This is a genomic window from Dyella sp. OK004, assembly GCF_900114495.1.
Taxonomy (GTDB): Bacteria; Pseudomonadota; Gammaproteobacteria; order Xanthomonadales; family Rhodanobacteraceae; genus Dyella_D.
The window spans coordinates 584,113-603,378 of record NZ_FOZI01000001.1 but is presented as its reverse complement, the minus strand read 5'-3'; the positions used below and the strand labels follow the sequence as shown (position 1 = coordinate 603,378).

The 19,266-nt window shown below is 64.0% G+C and carries 16 protein-coding genes; 12 read left to right on the top strand and 4 right to left on the bottom strand.

Annotated features, from left to right (window positions below):
- The first annotated feature begins 148 nt into the window (after nt 1–148).
- The 6 genes from BM338_RS02585 to BM338_RS02560 are packed head-to-tail and all read left to right on the top strand — an operon-like array spanning nt 149 to nt 7,150.
- A complete protein-coding gene (locus BM338_RS02585) occupies nt 149–1,144 on the top strand; it encodes an AAA family ATPase (protein ID WP_090449199.1) in 996 nt (331 codons plus the stop codon).
- On the top strand, nt 1,141–2,079 hold the full coding sequence (locus BM338_RS02580; protein ID WP_090449198.1) for a DUF58 domain-containing protein: 939 nt from the start codon (nt 1,141–1,143) through the stop codon (nt 2,077–2,079). Before BM338_RS02585 ends, BM338_RS02580 begins: the two co-directional genes overlap by 4 nt.
- The gene (locus BM338_RS02575) at nt 2,076–2,579 is read left to right on the top strand and encodes a DUF4381 domain-containing protein (protein ID WP_090449197.1); all 504 of its coding nucleotides are present in this window, start codon (nt 2,076–2,078) and stop codon (nt 2,577–2,579) included. Before BM338_RS02580 ends, BM338_RS02575 begins: the two co-directional genes overlap by 4 nt.
- Nucleotides 2,572–3,558: a VWA domain-containing protein gene (locus tag BM338_RS02570; RefSeq protein ID WP_090449196.1), complete on the top strand. Its 987-nt coding sequence runs from the start codon at nt 2,572–2,574 to the stop codon at nt 3,556–3,558. The genes BM338_RS02575 and BM338_RS02570 overlap by 8 nt, the downstream gene beginning before the upstream one ends.
- Nucleotides 3,555–5,459: a VWA domain-containing protein gene (locus tag BM338_RS02565; RefSeq protein WP_090449195.1), complete on the top strand. Its 1,905-nt coding sequence runs from the start codon at nt 3,555–3,557 to the stop codon at nt 5,457–5,459. Before BM338_RS02570 ends, BM338_RS02565 begins: the two co-directional genes overlap by 4 nt.
- A 2-nt stretch (nt 5,460–5,461) precedes the next feature.
- Nucleotides 5,462–7,150: a BatD family protein gene (locus BM338_RS02560; RefSeq protein ID WP_255367212.1), complete on the top strand. Its 1,689-nt coding sequence runs from the start codon at nt 5,462–5,464 to the stop codon at nt 7,148–7,150.
- Here BM338_RS02560 and BM338_RS02555 read toward each other — a convergent pair.
- Nucleotides 7,137–7,658 carry an O-acetyl-ADP-ribose deacetylase gene (locus BM338_RS02555; protein WP_090449194.1) on the bottom strand — a complete coding sequence of 174 codons (522 nt, stop codon included), beginning with the start codon at nt 7,656–7,658 and terminating at the stop codon, nt 7,137–7,139. The two genes, BM338_RS02560 and BM338_RS02555, sit on opposite strands and share 14 nt — an antisense overlap.
- Nucleotides 7,659–7,723: 65 nt before the next feature.
- On the opposite strand from BM338_RS02555, the gene BM338_RS02550 reads away from it, so the two are divergent.
- From BM338_RS02550 to BM338_RS02540, 3 genes are all read left to right on the top strand, one after another.
- Complete coding sequence (locus BM338_RS02550) at nt 7,724–8,182, top strand: MarR family winged helix-turn-helix transcriptional regulator (RefSeq protein ID WP_090449193.1); 459 nt, start codon at nt 7,724–7,726, stop codon at nt 8,180–8,182.
- A gap of 209 nt (nt 8,183–8,391) precedes the next feature.
- On the top strand, nt 8,392–9,519 hold the full coding sequence (locus BM338_RS02545) for an efflux RND transporter periplasmic adaptor subunit (RefSeq protein WP_090449192.1): 1,128 nt from the start codon (nt 8,392–8,394) through the stop codon (nt 9,517–9,519).
- A gap of 4 nt (nt 9,520–9,523) precedes the next feature.
- A complete protein-coding gene (locus BM338_RS02540) occupies nt 9,524–12,628 on the top strand; it encodes an efflux RND transporter permease subunit (RefSeq protein WP_090449191.1) in 3,105 nt (1,034 codons plus the stop codon).
- A gap of 463 nt (nt 12,629–13,091) precedes the next feature.
- Here BM338_RS02540 and BM338_RS02535 read toward each other — a convergent pair whose 3' ends face one another.
- The 3 genes from BM338_RS02535 to BM338_RS02525 form a co-directional block, all read right to left on the bottom strand.
- A complete protein-coding gene (locus BM338_RS02535) occupies nt 13,092–14,534 on the bottom strand; it encodes a M20/M25/M40 family metallo-hydrolase (protein ID WP_090449190.1) in 1,443 nt (480 codons plus the stop codon).
- 136 nt (nt 14,535–14,670) lie between these two features.
- Nucleotides 14,671–15,075, bottom strand: coding sequence for a large-conductance mechanosensitive channel protein MscL (gene mscL, locus BM338_RS02530; protein ID WP_090449189.1), 405 nt, complete (start codon nt 15,073–15,075; stop codon nt 14,671–14,673).
- A gap of 96 nt (nt 15,076–15,171) precedes the next feature.
- Nucleotides 15,172–15,858 carry a fumarylacetoacetate hydrolase family protein gene (locus tag BM338_RS02525; RefSeq protein WP_090449188.1) on the bottom strand — a complete coding sequence of 229 codons (687 nt, stop codon included), beginning with the start codon at nt 15,856–15,858 and terminating at the stop codon, nt 15,172–15,174.
- Nucleotides 15,859–16,108: 250 nt separating this feature from the next.
- Here BM338_RS02525 and BM338_RS02520 point away from each other — a divergent pair, with 250 nt between their 5' ends.
- The 3 genes from BM338_RS02520 to BM338_RS02510 are packed head-to-tail and all read left to right on the top strand — an operon-like array spanning nt 16,109 to nt 19,265.
- Nucleotides 16,109–17,353 carry an efflux RND transporter periplasmic adaptor subunit gene (locus BM338_RS02520; protein WP_090450075.1) on the top strand — a complete coding sequence of 415 codons (1,245 nt, stop codon included), beginning with the start codon at nt 16,109–16,111 and terminating at the stop codon, nt 17,351–17,353.
- Nucleotides 17,354–17,407: 54 nt separating this feature from the next.
- Complete coding sequence (locus BM338_RS02515; protein WP_090450074.1) at nt 17,408–18,094, top strand: ABC transporter ATP-binding protein; 687 nt, start codon at nt 17,408–17,410, stop codon at nt 18,092–18,094.
- 10 nt (nt 18,095–18,104) lie between these two features.
- On the top strand, nt 18,105–19,265 hold the full coding sequence (locus BM338_RS02510) for an ABC transporter permease (protein ID WP_090449187.1): 1,161 nt from the start codon (nt 18,105–18,107) through the stop codon (nt 19,263–19,265).
- The last annotated feature ends 1 nt before the right edge of the window (nt 19,266 follow it).

Genomic DNA, 19,266 nt, shown 5'->3' with positions numbered 1-19,266 from the left:
GCAAGATGAAAAGGGCGGCCTAGGCCGCCCTTTTTCTTTGCGCGGGAAAGGCTGTATGCCATCAGTTACGCGGCGCCAATGGCTGCAATGAGTAAACTTCCATGGAAAGTTGCGGTCTGTAGCCGCACGAAATACACCGGAAAACTCGATGGACATGCCCCAGCCTCATCCCGCCTCCCATCTGCAACAGGCATTCACCAAGCTGCGTGAGGAATTGCAGCGAAGCATCATCGGTCAGCCGCACCTGATCGACTGCCTGCTGGTGGCGCTGCTGGCCGATGGGCATCTGCTGGTCGAGGGCGCGCCGGGGCTGGCCAAGACGACCGCGGTGAAGGCGCTGGCCGCTTGCATCGAGGCGGATTTCCATCGCGTGCAGTTCACCCCAGATTTGCTGCCAGCCGATCTCACCGGTACCGATATCTTCCGTCCGCAATCCGGCAGTTTCGAGTTTGAGCGCGGTCCGCTGTTCCATAACATCGTGCTGGCCGACGAGATCAACCGCGCGCCGGCCAAGGTGCAGTCGGCACTGCTGGAGGCGATGGCGGAGCGGCAGATCACCGTCGGCCGCAGCACTTGGCGCCTGCCGGAACTGTTCATGGTGATGGCGACGCAGAATCCGATTGAGCAGGAGGGCACCTTCGCCCTGCCCGAAGCGCAGCTGGACCGCTTCGTCATGCACGTTACCATCGGCTATCCGGACGCATCGTCCGAACTGGCCATCCTGCAACTGGCACGAGAGCAGGCGCGCCGCAGCTTGCATCCGCAGCCGCCGGAACGCGCCACGCTGAGTCAGGCGGATGTATTCGCCGCGCGCGAGGCGGCGCTTTCGGTGCATATGGCGCCGGCGCTGGAGTCGTATCTCGCACAGATAGTGCTGGCGAGCCGCGACGCCGGCGCCTATGGCCCCGAACTGAAGCGCTGGATCGCCTGGGGTGCCAGCCCGCGCGGCACCATTGCGCTGGATCGCTGTTCGCGCGCGCATGCCTGGCTGACTGGGCGTGACTATGTGTTGCCGGAAGACGTCCATGCGATAGCGCACGAGGTGCTACGCCACCGCGTCCTGCTCAGCTACGAAGCGGAAGCGGAAGGTATACGCAGCGACCAAGTGGTCTCTCGCCTCCTGGATCTCGTGCCGCTGCCGTGAATGCCGTGTTGTCACCCCATGGCGATGGCGATGGCGACGGGCGCGTCAGCATCTCCTTGTCCGAGTTGCTAGCGCTGCGTGCGCGAGTGGCGCGCATCGCTTTGCCGAAACGCGAAAGCAGAGTGACGCCGGCCGGGCAGCAATCCAGCCGGCTCCACGGCCGCGGCATGGATTACGCGGAGTCTCGTGCTTATCAGCCCGGTGACGATGTGCGCCGGCTCGACTGGCGGCTTACTGCGCGCAGCGGCAAGCTGCATACCAAGTTATTCCAGGAAGAACGCGAAGGTCGCGTATTGGTGCTGCTGGATACGCACGCCAGCATGCGCTTTGGCACCCGCGCTCGCTTCAAATCGGTGCAGGCGGCGCGCGCCGCGGCGATGGCCGCCTGGCTGGCGGTGCGCGCAGGTGAACGCGTCGGTGCCATGGCCTTCGGTGAGCGCACGCACATGCTGCGGCCTCAAGGTGGCACACGCGGTGCCCTGGCGTTCTGCGGCGCGCTTGCCAATGGGGGCGCTGACGTTGAAGGGCGTAACGAGTCCTTGTCGGAGGCATTGTTGCGCGCCGGTCGATTGGTACGCAGCTCAAGCCGCGTACTGCTGATCAGCGACGGTCTCAGTTGCGACGAACTTGCACGCGGCCGCCTGCTCGATCTGCGCCGGCATGCCGATATCGGCGTGCTGATTGTCGGCGACGTACTCGAATTGGCCACCGCGCCAGCGGGGCGCTACCCGCTTGAACATGACGGTGTGCGCCGTGAAGTGGTGCTACAGGCAGAGCGTCAGCGCCGTGAATTTCAGCAGGCGCTGGGTGTTGGTCAGGCAAAGCTTGCGGCATTGGCGCAGGCGCTCGGCCTGCGTCAGCGCACCATTGATACGGTGGTCGATCCGCTCGATGCTGTAATCGGTTTGCTAGCTGGCGTAGGGCAGGGACGATGATGCCTGCCGCTCAGCTTCCCACACCGGCCGATGGCCCAGTGCTGCGCGATATCCACCTGCCGCCCGATCCGTCCTGGTGGCCGTTGGCACCCGGCTGGTGGGCCATTGCAGTGCTGATCGTGCTCGTCTTGTGTGTAGTTGCATGGATGAGCTGGCGCCGCCGACGCTGGCGCCGTCGCATCGATACCGTGATGGCGGACATCGATGCTTTGGAGCAACGCCACGCCCGGCAACCCGAGGCACTGGCCGCCGCTCTGCATCAATGGCTACGCCGCGCCGCGCGCACCTACGATACGCAGGCGATCCACCATCGCGGCGACAGCTGGCGCGATTGTCTGGCGCGAGTTCCGGTCGACGCTTCCACGCTGGATCGGCTGATGGCGCTGGAAACGGCGATGTACCGTCCAGCTGCCGATGCAGAGATGGACGGCGTTGCCGATGCCGTGCGTCGCTGGCTTTCGCTGGCATTGAAGCCTCGGGGAGTGCGCGCCCATGCCTGAGTTCGCCTGGCCCTGGATCGCGCTGGTTTTGCCGCTGCCCTGGCTGTTGCGTCGCTGGCTGCGTCCGGCTGCACCGGAGCAGGCATTGCACCTGCCACATCCCGGCCTGCACCTCGCTAGCGTGGCGGAGCAGACATCAACTGGTATACGCACCTGGCTACTGGTGCTTGCATGGTTGTGCCTAGTGGCTGCGGTGGCGCGGCCGCAATGGGTGGGGCCGCCGCAGGCGCAGCAGCGCAGCGGTCGCGCGATGATGCTGGCGGTGGATCTCTCCGGCAGCATGCGCACGGACGATATGGAGCTCGCCGGACAGCCGGTCAGCCGGTTCGGTGCCGTCGAGGCGATTGCCGGCGATTTCATTACCCGTCGCGCTGGCGACGAACTGGGGCTGATTTTGTTCGGTAGCCGCGCCTTCCTCGTGACGCCACTTACCTACGATCTGTCCGCGGTGAGTGCCCAGCTGCAGAGCGCAACTGTTGGCCTGGCCGGTACCGAAACCGCCATCGGCGATGCGGTGGCGGTAGCGGTGAAACGTCTCTCCGCGTTGCCGGAGCCGGCGCGTGTGCTGGTACTGCTTACTGACGGTGTGAACAACGCAGGCAGTATCGTGCCGCTGGATGCGGCGCGTGCGGCCAAGGCCGCCGGTGTGCGTGTTTACACCATCGGCATCGGTGCGACGGAAATGCGTGTGCCTGATCTATTTGGCACACGTACCGTCAATCCGTCCGCCGATCTGGACGAAGGCATGTTGCGCACCATGGCGACAGAAACCGGCGGCCGCTATTTCCGCGCTACCGATACGAATGAGCTGGCCTCGGCCTATCGCGCCATCGACGCGCTGGAACCGATGCCGCAGCAAGGGCCGGAGTTGCGGCCACGACACGAACTATTCCGCTGGCCCTTGCTGGCAGGTGCGTTGTGTCTCCTGCTTGCCATGCTTCCGCAAGCGCGTCGCCGCACGCAGGCGGCGAATGCATGAGTGAGTTCTGGAACCAGTTTCATTTCTTGCGGCCCTGGTGGCTGCTCGCCCTGCTGGCTGTTCCTGTGTTGTGGGCATTGGCAGCGCGCGGCAGTCAAGCGCAGCGCGAGTTGTCGCGACTGGTCGATCCCGAGTTGTTGCCGCATTTGCTGCAAGGAAGGGCCGGACATCGTCGTCTGCCGCCGCTGTTGCTCGCGTTGGGGTGGGCTCTATGCGCGCTGGCGCTGGCGGGTCCGACCTGGAGCCGCGTCGCGTCGCCGCTCTACGCCAATCGCGCAGCTCAGGTCATCGCCATCTCGTTGTCGCAGCACATGCTGTCGAAGGATGTCGCGCCGTCGCGCCTGGATCGCGCACGCTACAAGGCGCGCGATCTGCTGGCAGCCAATCGCGATGGCCTGAACGGACTTATTGCCTATGCGGGTGAGGCGTTCGTGGTTGCGCCGCTGACTTCCGATGCCAGCAGCCTTGACGATCTGCTCGATGCACTTTCGCCCGACACCATGCCCACCGACGGCAACGATGCGGCACAGGCCATTCAACGCGGCGTCGCGTTGATTCGCGACGCGAAGGCCGGTGGCGGTTCGGTGGTCCTGATGACCGATAGCGCTGATGCGGCTGCGGCGGCCGCAGCGCGCAAGGCGCGCGCCGAAGGTGTCAATGTGTCCGTACTCGCGGTAGGTACGACGCAAGGCGGGCCAGTGCCCATGGGCGACGGCGGACTGCTGCGTGGCGAGCACGGCGATGTAGTGCTCGCGCAACGCGATGACGCATCGCTTCAGGCGGTAGCCGAAGCCGGTGGCGGGCGCTTCGTGCCAATGAGCGACAACAACACCGACATCGAGGCGTTGCGTCCATCGGCGCGGGCGGCCGGTCAGGGTGCGCTGGCGAGCGGCCTTGTCAGCGACCAGTGGCAGGATCGCGGCCCCTGGTTGTTGTTGCCCTTGTTGCCCATCGTGGCACTGGCATTTCGTCGTGGCTGGTTGCTGTTGTTGGCGTTGATCCTGTTGCCGGCGTTGCCGGATACGGCGCAGGCCAGTACCTGGAGTGATCTGTGGCGACGTCCGGATCAGCAGGCGGCGCAGGCGTTGCGGCAAGGGCAGGCGAAACAGGCACAGCAATTGGCACACGATCCAGCGCTGCGCGGGGTGGCCGCCTATCGTGCTGGCGATTACAGCGCTGCCGCACAGGCGCTGCAGGATGCAGCGGGGCCAGATGCTGCCTACAACCTCGGCAATGCGCTGGCCAAGCAGGGCCACTATCAGGATGCACTGGCTGCCTACGATCGCGCATTGAAATCGAGCCCTGCGAACGAAGACGCCAAGGCCAACCGCAAGGCAGTGGAGGACTGGATGCGCAAACAGCCGCCACAGCCGCCAGAGAACAAGCAGGGCGGTAAAGACAAGTCGGCTAAGGACAAGTCAGACAAGGGCGACGATCAATCTTCGTCACAGCCCAAGAACGGCGAGCAGGGACAAAAGCCATCCTCGGGCGAGCAGGGTGAGGGACAGTCCGGTAAGCAGGGGCAGCCGTCCGATCAGTCGCATGATCCTTCCGGCAAGGGCAAGGATGAAGCGCAGCCGGCGGGCGCCTCGTCATCCGGCGCGGCCAAACCGATGTCGGCACAGGAGCAGGCGGAACAACAGGCACGCACCGAGCAGGCAAAACAAGCCTTGCAGCAGCAGATGGATCGCGCACTTCAGGCGCAAGGCAAAGCAGCAGACAAGAAGGACAGCAGTCACGAACTGGGTGCCGTCGCCGCCGACGGTCCGCAGGCCAAGCTGCCTGCCGATGTCCGTCGCGCCTTGCAGCGCGTACCTGACGATCCGGGTGCGCTGCTACGGCGCAAGTTCGAACTGGAATACCGGCAGCGCCATGGCGCCAGCGCCGGAGAGGGTGATTGATCGTGCTTGCTCGCCGCGTGTGCCGTTATGTGCTTCTTCTCCTGTGCTGCCTGCCTTGGTGGGTCTCGGCTGCTGAGGTGCAGGCAACACTGGATCGCAACAAGGTGGAACTCGGTGAAACGGTGACCTTGAATCTGCGCGTGGCTGGCGGCGGTGCCTTAAACGCGCCGGATCTGAGCGCGCTGTCCAACGACTTCGCCGTACTCGGCACCTCGAACAACACCAGCCTGAGCATCGTCAACGGCCGGCGCAGTGCGGAGCTCACCTTTGGCATTGCGCTGCGCCCGAAACACATCGGTCACCTGACCATTCCTGCGCTGAATTTCGCCGGTGGTACGACAGCGCCGTTGCCGCTGGAAGTCGTGGCGCCAGACAGCCAGGCCGCCGCTGCCGGGAACAAGGATGTGTTCGTCGACGCTTCGGCCGAACCGCAGCGTGCCTATGTCGGTGAGCAGATGACGTATGTGGTGCGCTTGTACTTCGCCACCAGCCTCAGCAATGGCGGGATGGACGAGCCGCAGGCGAACGGTGTGGAGCTGAGCAAGCTTGGTGACGACCTGAATTACCAGGCCGAGCGTGGTGGCCGCCGCTTCAACGTGATCGAGCGGCGCTATGCGCTGATTCCGCAACATGCCGGCCATATCGAAATCGCGCCCGTGTCGTTCCAGGGCGAGCTGATCGATATGGCCGATCCCAACAGCTTTTTCGGCAGCACACGGCCGGTATCCGCGGTCTCGCCGGCCGTCTCGATCGACGTGCGTCCGGTGCCCGACAACGCAGGCAAGACAGCGTGGCTGCCTGCGCGCGAACTCCAGCTCAACATGGAAGGTGGTCCGGCGCAGAACGACGTGCGTGTTGGTCAGTCGATCAACCTCACCATGAATCTGCAGGCCACTGGCCTTCCGTACGAGGCGCTGCCGGCACTCAGCCTGCCGTCGCTCGATGGCGCCACGGTTTATCCGGACAAGCCGGTCACCGGCACTCACGTCAGTGGCCCCTGGCTGATCGGGCGACGCCAGCAGTCGTTTGCCGTCGTGCCCAATCGGGCCGGCGAGCTGACCATTCCCGAGACCACCTTGACCTGGTGGAACGTGCAGACCGACAAGCCGGAAGTCGCGCGCATTCCGGCCCGCCACTACACCGTGCTGCCTGCGGTGGGCACAGCCTCGACGCAGGCGAACGCCGCATCGGTAACCAAGCCCGCCGACGAACCGTCGGCTGCGGCACCTGCCACACAGCACACGGTGCCGTGGCGCTGGATAGCTTTGGGCAGCGGCGGCTTGTGGCTTGTCAGTGTGTTTGGGTGGCTCAGCTGGCGCCGCCGCAAGCCTGTGCTCAAAGTGGCGCCGATAGCCGCCGCCGCACCGACGACCTTACGCGAGTTTCGTGCAGCCTTCCTGCTTGCGGCGCGTGGCGATGATGCCCCCGCCCAGGCGCATGCCTTGCTGGCCTGGGCGCGTGCGGAGCGACCAGGATTGGCGAATCTCGGCGCCCTGGCGGCGGCACTGTCGTCGGCATCGCAGCGCGAAGTGATCGATGCGCTGCAACGCAGGCTCTATGCCGGCGATGCAGAGCGTGCGCTAGGTGAGCGTCTGGCCGCCTCATTCCGCGATGGCTTCCAATGGCATGCATCGGGGAGTGAGCGGGCATCGTCTGTGTTGCCGCCGCTGTATCCGTTCAAGCTGGATTGAGCGCATGCCGCCAGATCGCGGCCATGCGCGTATCGAAACAGCACAGCTGCACTCGCATGTCGGTGTGTTCCTGCAGGGTTTCGCGTAGTGCGGCCAGCGCCACCGGGGCCGCGCGTTCGGGCGGATAGCCGTAAATACCGCAACTGATCGCCGGGAATGCCACGGTGCGCAAACCATGCGCAGCGGCCAGTTGCAGGCTTTGCCGGTAGCAGCTCGACAGCAAGGCGGGCTCACCGCGATCGCCGCCATGCCACACCGGCCCCACCGTATGGATGACATAGCGCGCTGGCAGCGCAAAGCCCCCGGTCATGCGCGCCTCGCCCACGGGGCAACGTATGCCCGGGCTGCTCTCCGGCAGCTGGCGGCAGGCCTCAAGCAAGCCCGGGCCGGCAGCGCGATGGATGGCGCCATCGACCCCGCCACCGCCCAGCAGGGTGGGGTTGGCGGCGTTCACAACGGCGTCCACGGCCAGTCGGGTAATGTCGGCGGTGATGATCTCGATAGGCATGGCGTGGTGTCGCGGTTTCTTGCGGCTTATGCTTGCCGATGGGGCGCTAGAGGGTTCAAAGGGTCATGACCAAAACAGAAGACATCTCGTTCGGCTATTTGCTCAACGACGTGACCCTGCTGTTCCGCAAGCATTTCGATCGGCGGGCCGTGAAGTTCGGCCTGACCCGCGCGCAATGGCGCGCGACCAAGGTGTTGTACCACCGCGAAGGGCTGCGCCAAACCGAGCTGGCCGAATTTCTGGAAATGGAGCCGATCGCGGTAGGGCGGGTGATCGATCGCCTGCAGTCCGCCGGCTTCGTCGAGCGACGTCCCGACCCGCGCGACCGCCGTGCCTGGCGCCTTTATGTCACCGAGCAGGCCCGCGACGTGATCGCCGACATGGAGCTGATCGGACGCGGCCTGCGTAAGGATGCCACCAAGGGCATCGAGTTGGCCGAAATGCAGCAGGCCATGGACGTGCTCAATCGCATCAAGGAAAACCTGCAGGCGCTGGACCAGCCGACGGACGGCGACGTGGTCTGATTGCGGCGGTGCGGTCTCGCCGGGGACCGACCAGTGCCATTAGTCCCTGTCATGGCCGTGAATTCTCGCGGCATAGTAGGGTCCATTTGTCCTGTGCGAAGGTGCGCGGACGGGGTCGCCGGGCGTTTGGAGAAGGAATGCGGGCATCCTTGCACCTCCTCGCGCCCCATGCCGGTGTTGCCGGCCGAATAGCCTGAAAGCGGAACCCCATGTCCTGGAAGAAATTGCTCCTGATCGTGCTGGTGTTGGCGCTGCTTGCGGCGGCAATGCTGGTATTCCGCAGCGGCCACGATGCCGCGTCGACGCCGAAGGCTGCTTCGTCGGCCAATGCCGAAGTGCCGGTGCAGGCCGCCACCGCGACCCGCGGCGACGTGGATCTCAGTCTGAAACTAGTAGGGCGTGCCGAAGCCTGGTCCACCGTCACCCTGCGTTCGCGCGTGTCGGGCCAGCTCGAATCGCTGGGGTTCACTCCCGGCGCGCAGGTGAAGAAGGGCGATCTGCTGGTGCAGATCGACACGCGCCTGCTCAAAGCCCAGCTGGATCAGGCGCGCGGCACCGTGGCGCGAGACCAGGCGCAATTACTGAAGGCGCAGGCGGATCAGCAGCGCTATAGCGACATGCTGGCCAAAGGCTTCGTCTCCAAGGCCGACTACGACACCTATCAGGCCAATCTCGGCGTAGCGAAGGCGGTGCTGCAAAGTGATATCGCCGCACAGGAGCTGGCCCAGACCCAGCTGGAATACGCGCGTATCGTGGCCCCGTTCGACGGCGTCATCGGTTCGCCGCTGGTGTGGCCCGGCGCGCAGGTCACCGCGGACAGCACCGACCTGCTGGTGCTCAACCAGATCCATCCGATCCGCGTGGCGTTCAATATTCCAGAGGACAGCCTCGCCGCCGTGCGCGCCTCGCGGGCGCGTGGCGATGTACCGGTGACAGCCACGATTCCCGGTGACAAGGGCAAACCGCTCAGTGGCGCTTTGGAATTCATCGACAACGCTGTGGATGCCACTACCGGCACCATCGTGCTGAAGGGCCGCTTCGACAACGCCGATGCGCGCCTCACGCCGGGCCAGTTCGTGCAGGTGATCCTGCCCACTGCGCGCATCGCCAACGCGGTCAGTGTGCCAGTGGAGGCACTGCAGAGTTCGTCCAGGGGTAGCTTCGTATTCGTGCTGGGTCACGACGGCAAGGTGGAACAGCGCTACATCACGCCCGGCCCAACGGCAGCCGGGCGAGCGGTAATCGACAAGGGCCTGGAAGCGGGCGAGCAGGTGGTGACGGAAGGCCAGATGCTGCTGATCGATGGCAGCCGCGCGCGCGTGAAGACGGGCGGCTGACGCAATGAATCTGCCCGAACTTTGTATCCGACGGCCGGTGATGACCACGCTGCTGATGGCGGCGTTGCTGGTATTCGGTATCGCGGCTTACCCGCGCCTGCCGGTGAACGAGCTACCGAACGTCGATTTCCCCACCATCAACATCAGCGCCAGTCTGCCCGGCGCCTCGCCGGAAACCATGGCGTCGGCGGTAGCGACACCGCTGGAAGCGCAGCTGTCGACCATCGCCGGCATCAGCTCGATGAGTTCGACCAGTGCGCTGGGCTCCACCAACATCACGCTGACCTTCGAGCTGGAGCGCAACATCGACGGCGCCGCGCAGGATGTGCAGTCCGCGATTTCCGCTGCGCTGCGTCAGCTGCCGAAAGAGATGACTACGCCGCCCACCTTTCGCAAGGTGAATCCGGCGGATGCTCCAATTCTGTTCCTCACCATGACCTCATCTACCCTGCCGCTATCGCAGGTAGACGAGTACGCCGAGACCGAACTCGCGCAGCGCCTGTCGATGGTGGACGGTGTGGCGCAGGTGAACGTGTACGGCTCGCAGAAATACGCGGTGCGCGTAAGCGTGAATCCGGAGCGGCTGGTCGGCAGCGGTGTCGGTATCGATGAGGTGCAGAGCGCCATCGCCAATGCCAACGTCAACCAGGCCACCGGTTCGCTGTACGGCAGCCGCCAGCAGTTGCCGATCCGTAGCGAAGGCCAGTTGATGCGCGCGGATGCGTACAACGACGTGGTGGTGGCCTATCGCAACGGTGCGCCGGTGCGTATTGCCGATCTCGGTCGGGCGTTTGACAGCGTGCAGAACGATCAGGCGGCCAGCTGGTACAACGGCGAGCGCGCGATCGTGCTGGCCATCCAGCGTCAGCCCGGTGCCAATACCGTGGAAACGGTCAACCGCATCAAGGCGCTGCTGCCGGGCTTTACGGCGGGGCTGCCTCCCTCAGTAAAGCTCAACACGTTGTACGACCGCTCGCTGTCCATTCGTGCCTCGGTGGACGACGTGCAGTTCACCCTGTTGTTGGCTGGCGTGCTAGTGGTGGCGGTGATCTATCTGTTCCTGGGCAATCTGTCGGCCACGCTGATTCCCGCGGTAGCCCTGCCGATCTCGGTGATCGGCACCTTCGGCGTGATGTTTGCGCTGGGTTACAGCCTGGACAATCTTTCGCTGCTGGCGTTGACACTCGCGGTGGGCTTCGTGGTGGACGACGCCATCGTGATGCTGGAAAACATCGTGCGGCATATGGAGGCAGGATTGCCTCCATATGAAGCGGCGTTGAAAGGCGCCAGCGAAATCGGCTTCACCATTTTCTCCATGACCTTGTCGCTGATCGCCGTGTTTATCCCGGTGATGTTCATGGGCGGTATTGTCGGACGCCTGTTCCACGAATTTGCGGTAACCATCAGCGTCTCCATCCTGATCTCCGGCATCGTGGCGATCACGCTCACGCCGATGCTGTGCAGCCGCTTCATCAAGGCTCACGACCATGAGAAAAAGAACTGGTTGATTGCCGGCTTCGATCGCGGCTTCGGCGCCGTGCAGCACGGCTATGCTACGAGTCTGCGCTGGTGCATGGATCGTCCGCGGGTGGTGCTGTTCGGTTTCGCGCTGAGCCTTGCGGCCACGGTGCTGCTGTTCTACATCGCGCCAAAGGATTTCATTCCCGCCGGCGATACCGGCCAGCTGCGCGTCACCACGGAAGGCCCGCAGGATGTTTCCTTCGACAGCATGGCGGCACGCCAGCAGAAGCTGGCGGAGATCGTCGCCACCGATCCGAATATCGCCGCCTATATGTCCAGCGTCGGCGCCGGTGGTCCGCGCAGCACGGTCAACAACGGCTCGCTGCTGCTACTGCTGAAGCCGGCGAGTGATCGCAAGCTCGATCCGGACGGCATCATCCAGGAGCTGCGCAAGAAGTTTGCGCAGGTACCGGGCATCCGCACCTATATCCAGAATCCGCCGTCGATCCAGATCGGTGGCCGCCAATCGAAGGCGCAGTACCAGTACACGCTGCAATCGATCGATCTGTCGCTGCTATACGACTGGAGCGGCCGGGTGACCCAGGCCTTCCAGCAGATTCCGGGTTTCCAGGACGTCACCAACGACCTTGACCTCAACAGTCCGGCGATCATGGTGGAGGTCAATCGCGAAAAGCTCGCGCCACTGGGCCTGACCATGGCGCAGGTGCAGTCCGCGCTGGGCTCGGCCTTCGGGCAGAACCAGATCTCCACTATCTACGGTGCGGCCACGCAGTACTGGGTGATCCTGCAGGTATCGCGTTCACTGCAGAGCGACCCCAATGTGCTTTCGCAGCTTTACGTCACCTCCAACAATGGCAAGCTGATACCGCTGGATACCGTGGCGACCTTCAAGCGCAAGCCGCAGGTGCTCACGGTGAATCATCAGGGCCAGCTGCCCGCAGTCACGGTCTCGTTCAATCTCGCGCCGGGCGTGAGCCTGAGCGAAGCGGTGACGCGCATTGATGCGGCCATGAGCAAGATGGGTCTGCCGGCCACCATCACCGGCAGCGTGCAGGGCACCGCGCAGGCGTTTCAGGATTCCATGCAGGGCATGGGGTTGCTGTTGCTGCTGGCGGTGTTCGTGATCTATCTGGTGCTCGGCATTCTGTACGAGAGCTTCATTCACCCACTCACGATTCTTTCCGGTCTGCCTGCCGCGGCGGTGGGCGCGTTGCTGACGCTGGTGTTGTTCCATGCATCGCTGGATCTGTTCGCTTTCGTCGGCATCGTGATGCTGATCGGTATTGTGAAGAAGAACGCGATCATGATGATCGACTTTGCGTTGGAGCGGCAGCGTGATGAGGGGATGGCGCCGGCAGTGGCGATCTATGAAGCGTGCCGTGTGCGTTTTCGGCCGATCATGATGACGACGATGGCGGCGTTTGCGGGTACGTTGCCGATTGCGTTGGGGATTGGTGCGGGTGCGGAGACGCGGCGGCCGTTGGGTCTGGCGGTGGTGGGTGGGTTGGCGGTGTCGCAGGTGTTGACGTTGTATTTGACGCCGGTGATTTATCTTTATTTGGATCGGTTGCAGCAGCGGTTTTCTAAGGGTGGGAAGGGGGCTTCTGCGGAGGCTCACGCAAGCTGACGCCTTTGCTCCCTCTCCCTTCGGGAGAGGGTTCGGTCTCGCGCCATTCCCTCCTACTTCGTCATTCCGGCGAAGGCCGGAATCCAGTGGCGTTGTCGCCTGGTTTTAGCGTCTGCGTGCTCTGGCTCGCCTGCCGCGGGCTTCCGAACCGCTGCCGCGGCTCGGGTCACTTTCTCTTTGCTGGCCCAAAGAGAAAGTAACCAAAGAGAAATGGCCTGAAGAGCAGGCGGTGTGCTCTGTAGCTGCGCTTTTTCCAGTGTCAGACGTCGGGATGGTTTTCTTTGGGCCTGATCGTTCAGCCCTCACCATCGCGCGGAGCTTCTGCCCCCTCCCCTGCTTGCGACGCGAAGCTAGTCCCGTGGGACAGGGGAGGGTTGGGGTGAGTGCTTGAGATAGCGCTTCAATCACTCGCAACAAAAAAGGCGGCCCATGGCCGCCTTTTTTGTTGGTGAGGTAAAACCGATCAGTCGCTCGCGCCGTCCTTCGCAAACGCGCCCGGTGCCGAACCGAAATCACCGTCGGCCTGTGCGGCCATGTACGAGAACGCTGCATAGACGGCTACGTTCTGCGCCAGTTCCTTCGGGTCGATTTTGTCGAGGGTGTCGTTGGCGGTGTGGTGGTAGTCGAAGTAGTCGGTGCCGTCCTGGGTAAGCGTCAACGCGGCCATGCCTTTGCCGTGCATCTGCGAGAGGTCGGAGCCGCCGCCACCCGGACGCTTGGCGTCGTAGGCGACGCCGATGGGTTCGATCACTTTGGCGATCTGTTCGATGGCGCCGACGGCGCTCGGCTTGACGCTGGCGGTCATGCGCCAGATTTTGCGGGCGCCGAAGTCGGATTCGGTGCCGAGCTGGTGCTTGCCGACGTCTGCCGCATGTTTGTCGGCGTAGGCACGGCCGCCCCACAGGCCCATTTCTTCGTTGGCGAAGGCGATGACGCGGATGGTGCGGTCGGGGCGCTGTGGCAGGTCGCGGATCATTTTGCCGGCGGCCATGGCGATGGCGACGCCTGCGCCATCGTCGATGGCACCGGTGCCCGGATCCCACGAGTCAAGGTGGCCGCCGATGGCGACGACCTGGTCGGGATGCTTCTTGCCGGTGATTTCGCCGATGACGTTGGCGCCGGTGTAGCTGCCGTTGAAGCCGACGTCGAGGTCGAGCTTCACCTTGACCGGCTTGCCATAGGCCAGCACGCGGTCGAGCTGGTCGGCGTCAGGGTTGGAGAGCGCGGCGGCGGGGATCGCATCCTTCGGATCGCGGAAGCCGGTGACGCCGGTGTGCGGTGTGCGGCTATGCGCGTCGGTGCCGGCGGAGCGCAGCAGGAAGCCGGCCGCGCCCATCTTGGCAGCGATCACCGGGCCGCCCACGCGCACGCCCGAACCGATGCCGTAATCGTGGCCGTCCTTGTGGCGCTCCATGTGCACGGTGACGTAGACGATCTTGCCCTTCACGCTGGCCGGGTCGGCTTTCTTCAACGCGTCGAGGCTGTCGAACTTCACCACTTCGGCGGTGAGGCCGTCCTTGGGCGTGCCGGCGGAGTAGCCCAGTGCGATCAGCGACAGCGACTGCGGGAACGGCGCGACGATTTCCGCGTGCTCGCTGCGGCGTTCCCACAGCGGGTAGGTCACGGTCTCGGTGTAGACCTTGTCGTAGCCCAGCTCCTTGAACTTGGCCACCGCCCAGTCGCGGGCGCGCTGGTCATTGGGGCCGCCGGCGATGCGGGCGCCGATTTCGGTGGTGAGCGATTCGACGATTTTATAGCCCGTGTTGTCGTCCATGGCTTTGTCGCGCAGCTGCTCGGCGGTCTTCACCGCGGCCTGCGGAATCACGGTGGCCTTGTCGGCGGCGCTGGCGAGGCCAGTAGCGAGAGCGAGACTGGCGGCAAGCAAAGTAAGAGGCAGACGGCGCATCGGGGACTCCTCGGGGGAAACCACGATTATGGCGCCGGGCCGTTCAGGCGCTTAGGCCAGAAGTCATGTTTATGTTTATGAGCAACAAAAAGGCCGGGCATCTGAGCATGCCCGGCCTTCTTGGCTGACGACTGCCTTACTTCTTCAGCAGATCGCGGATCTCGGTGAGCAGCACCTCGGTCGGCGGCGGCGCGGCGGGCGCGGCCTCCTGCTTGCGGGTGAGCCGGTTGATGGCCTTGACCACCATGAAGATGGCGAAGGTGATGATGATGAACTGGATCAGCACGTTGATGAAGGAGCCGTACTGAATCGCCACCTCGGCGATCTTGTGCTTCGGATCGCTGTCATCGCCGGGCTTGAGCACCCACTTCATGGCGGAGAAATCAATGCCGCCGGTGAGCATGCCGATAGGCGGCATGATGATCTGGTCGACCAAGGAGGTGACGATCTTGCCGAAGGCACCACCAATGACCACACCGACCGCCAGGTCGATGACGTTGCCGCGCATGGCGAATTCTTTGAACTCTTTAATCATGCTCATGCTGCTCTCCCTTTGTTTGCCCCGTATGGCGGGGCGACTGTAACGCAGCGCTCGCGCATACGAATAGCGCGCAAGCGCTGATCTAGACGGGGGGATTCAGGCAACCCGGCCATCCAGCGTGGCGATGCCTTCCAGCTCGGCATGAAAGCGGTCGCCGCGTTGCAGCGCGGCCACACCGGCGGGCGTGCCGGTAAAGATCAGGTCGCCGGCTTTCAGCTCGAACAGGGTAGAGAGGATGGCGATGATCTCCGCCACGCTATGCACCATGTCACCGAGCCGGGTCTGCTGGCGCACGCTGCCGTTGATGCTCAGGCTGAGCAAGGTGTTGGCGTTCGGCTGCGCTTCTGTCGCTGAGCGCAGGGCCGAGACCGGGGCGGAGTGATCGAAAGCTTTTGCGACGTCCCAGGGATGGCTCTTGGCTTTGGCTATCGCCTGCAGGTCGCGGCGGGTCAGGTCCAGGCCAACGCCGTAGCCCCAGATCAGCGAGGATGCGTGCTTGACCGGCACGTCGCGGCCGCCGGCACCCAACGCCACCACCATTTCCACTTCGTGATGCAGGTCGGCGGTGGCTTGCGGATAGGGCACATCGGCACCATCGGTTACCACGGCGTCGGCCGGCTTGCAGAAGAACAGCGGCGTGTCCTTGTCCACGGTGGAGCCCATTTCGCGGGCGTGCTCGGCGTAATTGCGGCCGATGCAGAACACGCGGCGCAGCGGAAAGCGTTGGTCGCTGCCGATGATCGGCAGGCTCGGAACGGCAGGGGTGGGGATCACATATGACATGGCGCGCAAGGTTAGCAGCAGGGTGAGTCGATAGGATGTCGTGGCAGGTATCGCCTGTGTGCTTTATCGATGTCGATTCCGGGGGTACAAGTTCGACGATAAGGAGACAGCTGCTATTCGAGTGGGCGTCCTGCCGCTCGTGTGACACCTGTCATCGCTAACGGTTGATGCGGTGCTCTGGCTGCCATGCTGCCCGTCCATCATCGTGTCGACCATCGTGCAACTGGCTGGAGCCAGGCGGGGAGTGGGTGTGAAGAACGCGGATCTTTTAAAGGAACTACGCATTGAACGCCACCAGCGCGAGGACCACGCGCAGGGACCGGGCCGTTGGCCCTGGATAGTGGCGGCGGTGCTGGTACTGCTGGTTTTACTCGGCGGCGGTGCCTGGCTGCTGCTCGGCCGCGCCAGCGCGGTCGAAGTGCAGACGGCCACGGCGATCGCGCCCAGTGCGAATACCGGTGCCGGCGCAGTGTTGCAGGCTACCGGCTATATCACGGCGCGCCGCCAGGCCACCGTCTCGGCACAGATCACCGGCACGCTGACCGAGGTGCTGATCGAGGAGGGCGATCACGTGGAGAAAGGGCAGGTACTGGCCCGCCTCGACGACAACGGTTATCGCGCCGGGCTGGATTCGGCCAAGGCCAATGCCCTGGCAGCGCATGCACAGATCCTGCAGCTGCAGGCGCAGCTGGACCAAGCACAGCACGACGCGGCGCGCCTGCGCACGCTGGTGGCCAGCGGCTTGGTGAGCAAGCAACAGGAAGAGCAGGCGCGCACGCTGGTGGCGAGCACCGCGGCGCAGCTCAATTCGCAGCGCAAGCTGGCGGCTGCGGCTGATGCGCAGACCACGCAGGCGCAGGTGAACTTCGACTACACCGTGGTGCACGCGCCGTTCACCGGCGTGATTACGCAGAAGGCGGCGCAGGTCGGCGAGATCATCTCGCCGCTGTCCGCTGGCGGCGGCTTCACCCGCACCGGCGTGGGCACCATCGTCGATATGGATTCGCTGGAAATCGACGTGGACGTCAACGAGGCTTACATCGGCCGCGTAAAAGCCAGCATGCCGGCCGAGGCCGTGCTCGACGCCTACCCTGATTGGAAGATCCCCGCCCACGTCATCGCCATCGTGCCGGCTGCCGACCGCGGCAAGGCCACGGTGAAAGTGCGCGTGGCGCTGGATCAGAAAGACCCGCGCATCGTGCCCGACATGGGTGTGCGCGTGTCATTCCTGGAGCAGGCCGCCAAGCAGGCAAGCGCGCAGCTGCCGAAAGGCGTGCTGGTGCCGGCCAATGCCATCGCGCAGCGCGATGGGCATGCGGCGGTGTTTGTGGTGAGCGACGAACGCGCGCATCAACGCGCAGTGGAGCCGTCGGCGCAGGCATTCGGCGATCTGCGTTTGCTACCCACGGCGGTACAGGCTGGCGAAACCGTGGTGGTCTCGCCCCCTGCAGCATTGAAAGACGGCACGCCTGTGAAGCAGGCCGGCAAGCCGTAAACATCAACGCACGACATTGACGGTCAACAAAGCATCAGGAGAGCAGGCATGGGTATGGGCACGCTGATTGAAGTCCGCGATCTTTCCAAGGTGTACGAGCGCGGCAAGCAGAAAGTGGAAGTACTGCATCACATCAACCTCGACATCGCCGAGGGCGATTTCCTCGCGCTGATGGGGCCGTCGGGTTCGGGCAAGACCACCTTGCTCAACCTGATCGGCGGGCTGGATTCGCCGAGCGGCGGCAGCATCACCGTCGGCGGCCAGCGCATCGACCAGCTTGGCGCGGGCGCGCTCGCCAAATGGCGTGCGTCCAACGTGGGCTTCGTGTTCCAGTTCTACAACCTGATGCCGATGCTGTCGGCGCAGCGCAATGTGGAACTGCCGCTTTTGCTGACCAAGCTTTCCGCCACGCAGCGCCGCAAGAATGCCAGCATCGCGCTGCAGCTGGTGGGCCTGGACGAACGCGGCACACACAAGCCGTCCGAACTCTCCGGCGGTCAGCAGCAGCGTGTAGCCATCGCGCGCGCCATCGTCTCCGACCCGACCTTGCTGGTCTGCGACGAGCCCACTGGCGACCTGGACCGTCAGTCGGCGGAAGACGTGCTCGGTTTGCTGCGCACGCTCAACCGCGAGCATGGCAAGACCATCGTGATGGTTACCCACGATCCCAAGGCGGCCGAGTACGCCAACCACACCCTGCATCTCGACAAGGGCACGCTGGTCGAGCAGGTCACGGCGTGAGGATGCAGCGATGAAATATCTTCATCTCATCTGGGCGGCGCTGTTCCGGCGCAAGACCCGTACCATTCTTACGCTGGTGTCGATCATTGCGGCGTTCCTGCTGTTCGGCTTGCTCGACGCAGTGCGCGTCTCGTTTGCCGAAGCCGGCCAATCGGCGAATGGCGCCGAACGTCTGCAGACCGGTGCACGGCTGTCCTTTATCCAGCCGTTGCCGCAGGGACTCGGTGCGCAGATCGCCGCCATCAACGGCGTCAAGGACGTGGCCTACGTCAACTGGTTCGGCGGCGCCTACCAGGATCCGCACAACCAGGTTTTTACCTTCGCGACGAGTCCGAACTATCTGGATCTCTACCCGGAGGTCGAGGTCGCGCCGGATCAGCGTCAGGCATACGACAAGAACCTCAACGGCATCCTGGCGGGTGAGGTCATTGTCAAGAAATACGGTTGGAAGGTCGGCGACAAGATTCCGCTGCAGTCGCAGATTTTCCCCAACAAGGACGGCAGCAAGAACTGGAACTTCGAGCTGGTCGGCGTGATGCATTCCAAGAATCAAAGCGCCTTCCAGAGTCAGATGATCCTGATGCACTGGAAGAACTTCGACGAGTCCACGCCTTACAACCGCGGCATGGTCGGTTGGTACGTCAGTCGTGTGACTGACATCAATCAAGCCGATCGCGTAGCCAAGAGCATCGATGCGCTGTCTGCCAATTCCGATCATGAGACAAAGACGCAGACCGAGCAGGCCGCGACCAGGAACTGGATCAAGCAGATGGCTGACGTCGGCCTGATCGTGACGTCGATCATGGGTGCGGTGTTCTTCACCCTGGTGCTGTTGACCGGCAATACGATGATGCAGGCTGTGCGCGAGCGCACCTCGGAACTGGCCGTGCTCAAGACCATTGGTTTTTCCAGCCATAGCGTGCTGGCCATGGTGTTGGCGGAATCCGTGCTGCTGCTCTTGCTCGGCGGGGTGATTGGCCTGGGGCTGGTGAGTTTGCTTGCGCCTATCCTGACATCGTCGAGCGGCGGCATGATCACTCACGCCGAAGTCGGTCCCAAGAGCTGGGCACTGGGCATCGGGCTGGCCATCGCGATCGGATTGATTATCGGCGGCCTCCCCGCGTGGCGTGCGATGCGCCTGAATATCGTCGACGCATTGGCCGGGCGCTGAG

Coding starts and splice junctions, on each gene's coding strand:
- BM338_RS02585 (WP_090449199.1), top strand. CDS start 149: ATGGACATGCCCCAGCCTCATCCCGCCTCCCATCTGCAACAGGCATTC.
- BM338_RS02575 (WP_090449197.1), top strand. CDS start 2,076: ATGATGCCTGCCGCTCAGCTTCCCACACCGGCCGATGGCCCAGTGCTG.
- BM338_RS02570 (WP_090449196.1), top strand. CDS start 2,572: ATGCCTGAGTTCGCCTGGCCCTGGATCGCGCTGGTTTTGCCGCTGCCC.
- BM338_RS02565 (WP_090449195.1), top strand. CDS start 3,555: ATGAGTGAGTTCTGGAACCAGTTTCATTTCTTGCGGCCCTGGTGGCTG.
- BM338_RS02555 (WP_090449194.1), bottom strand. CDS start 7,658: ATGCCTATCGAGATCATCACCGCCGACATTACCCGACTGGCCGTGGAC.
- BM338_RS02550 (WP_090449193.1), top strand. CDS start 7,724: ATGACCAAAACAGAAGACATCTCGTTCGGCTATTTGCTCAACGACGTG.
- BM338_RS02545 (WP_090449192.1), top strand. CDS start 8,392: ATGTCCTGGAAGAAATTGCTCCTGATCGTGCTGGTGTTGGCGCTGCTT.
- BM338_RS02540 (WP_090449191.1), top strand. CDS start 9,524: ATGAATCTGCCCGAACTTTGTATCCGACGGCCGGTGATGACCACGCTG.
- BM338_RS02535 (WP_090449190.1), bottom strand. CDS start 14,534: ATGCGCCGTCTGCCTCTTACTTTGCTTGCCGCCAGTCTCGCTCTCGCT.
- mscL (WP_090449189.1), bottom strand. CDS start 15,075: ATGAGCATGATTAAAGAGTTCAAAGAATTCGCCATGCGCGGCAACGTC.
- BM338_RS02525 (WP_090449188.1), bottom strand. CDS start 15,858: ATGTCATATGTGATCCCCACCCCTGCCGTTCCGAGCCTGCCGATCATC.
- BM338_RS02515 (WP_090450074.1), top strand. CDS start 17,408: ATGGGCACGCTGATTGAAGTCCGCGATCTTTCCAAGGTGTACGAGCGC.
- BM338_RS02510 (WP_090449187.1), top strand. CDS start 18,105: ATGAAATATCTTCATCTCATCTGGGCGGCGCTGTTCCGGCGCAAGACC.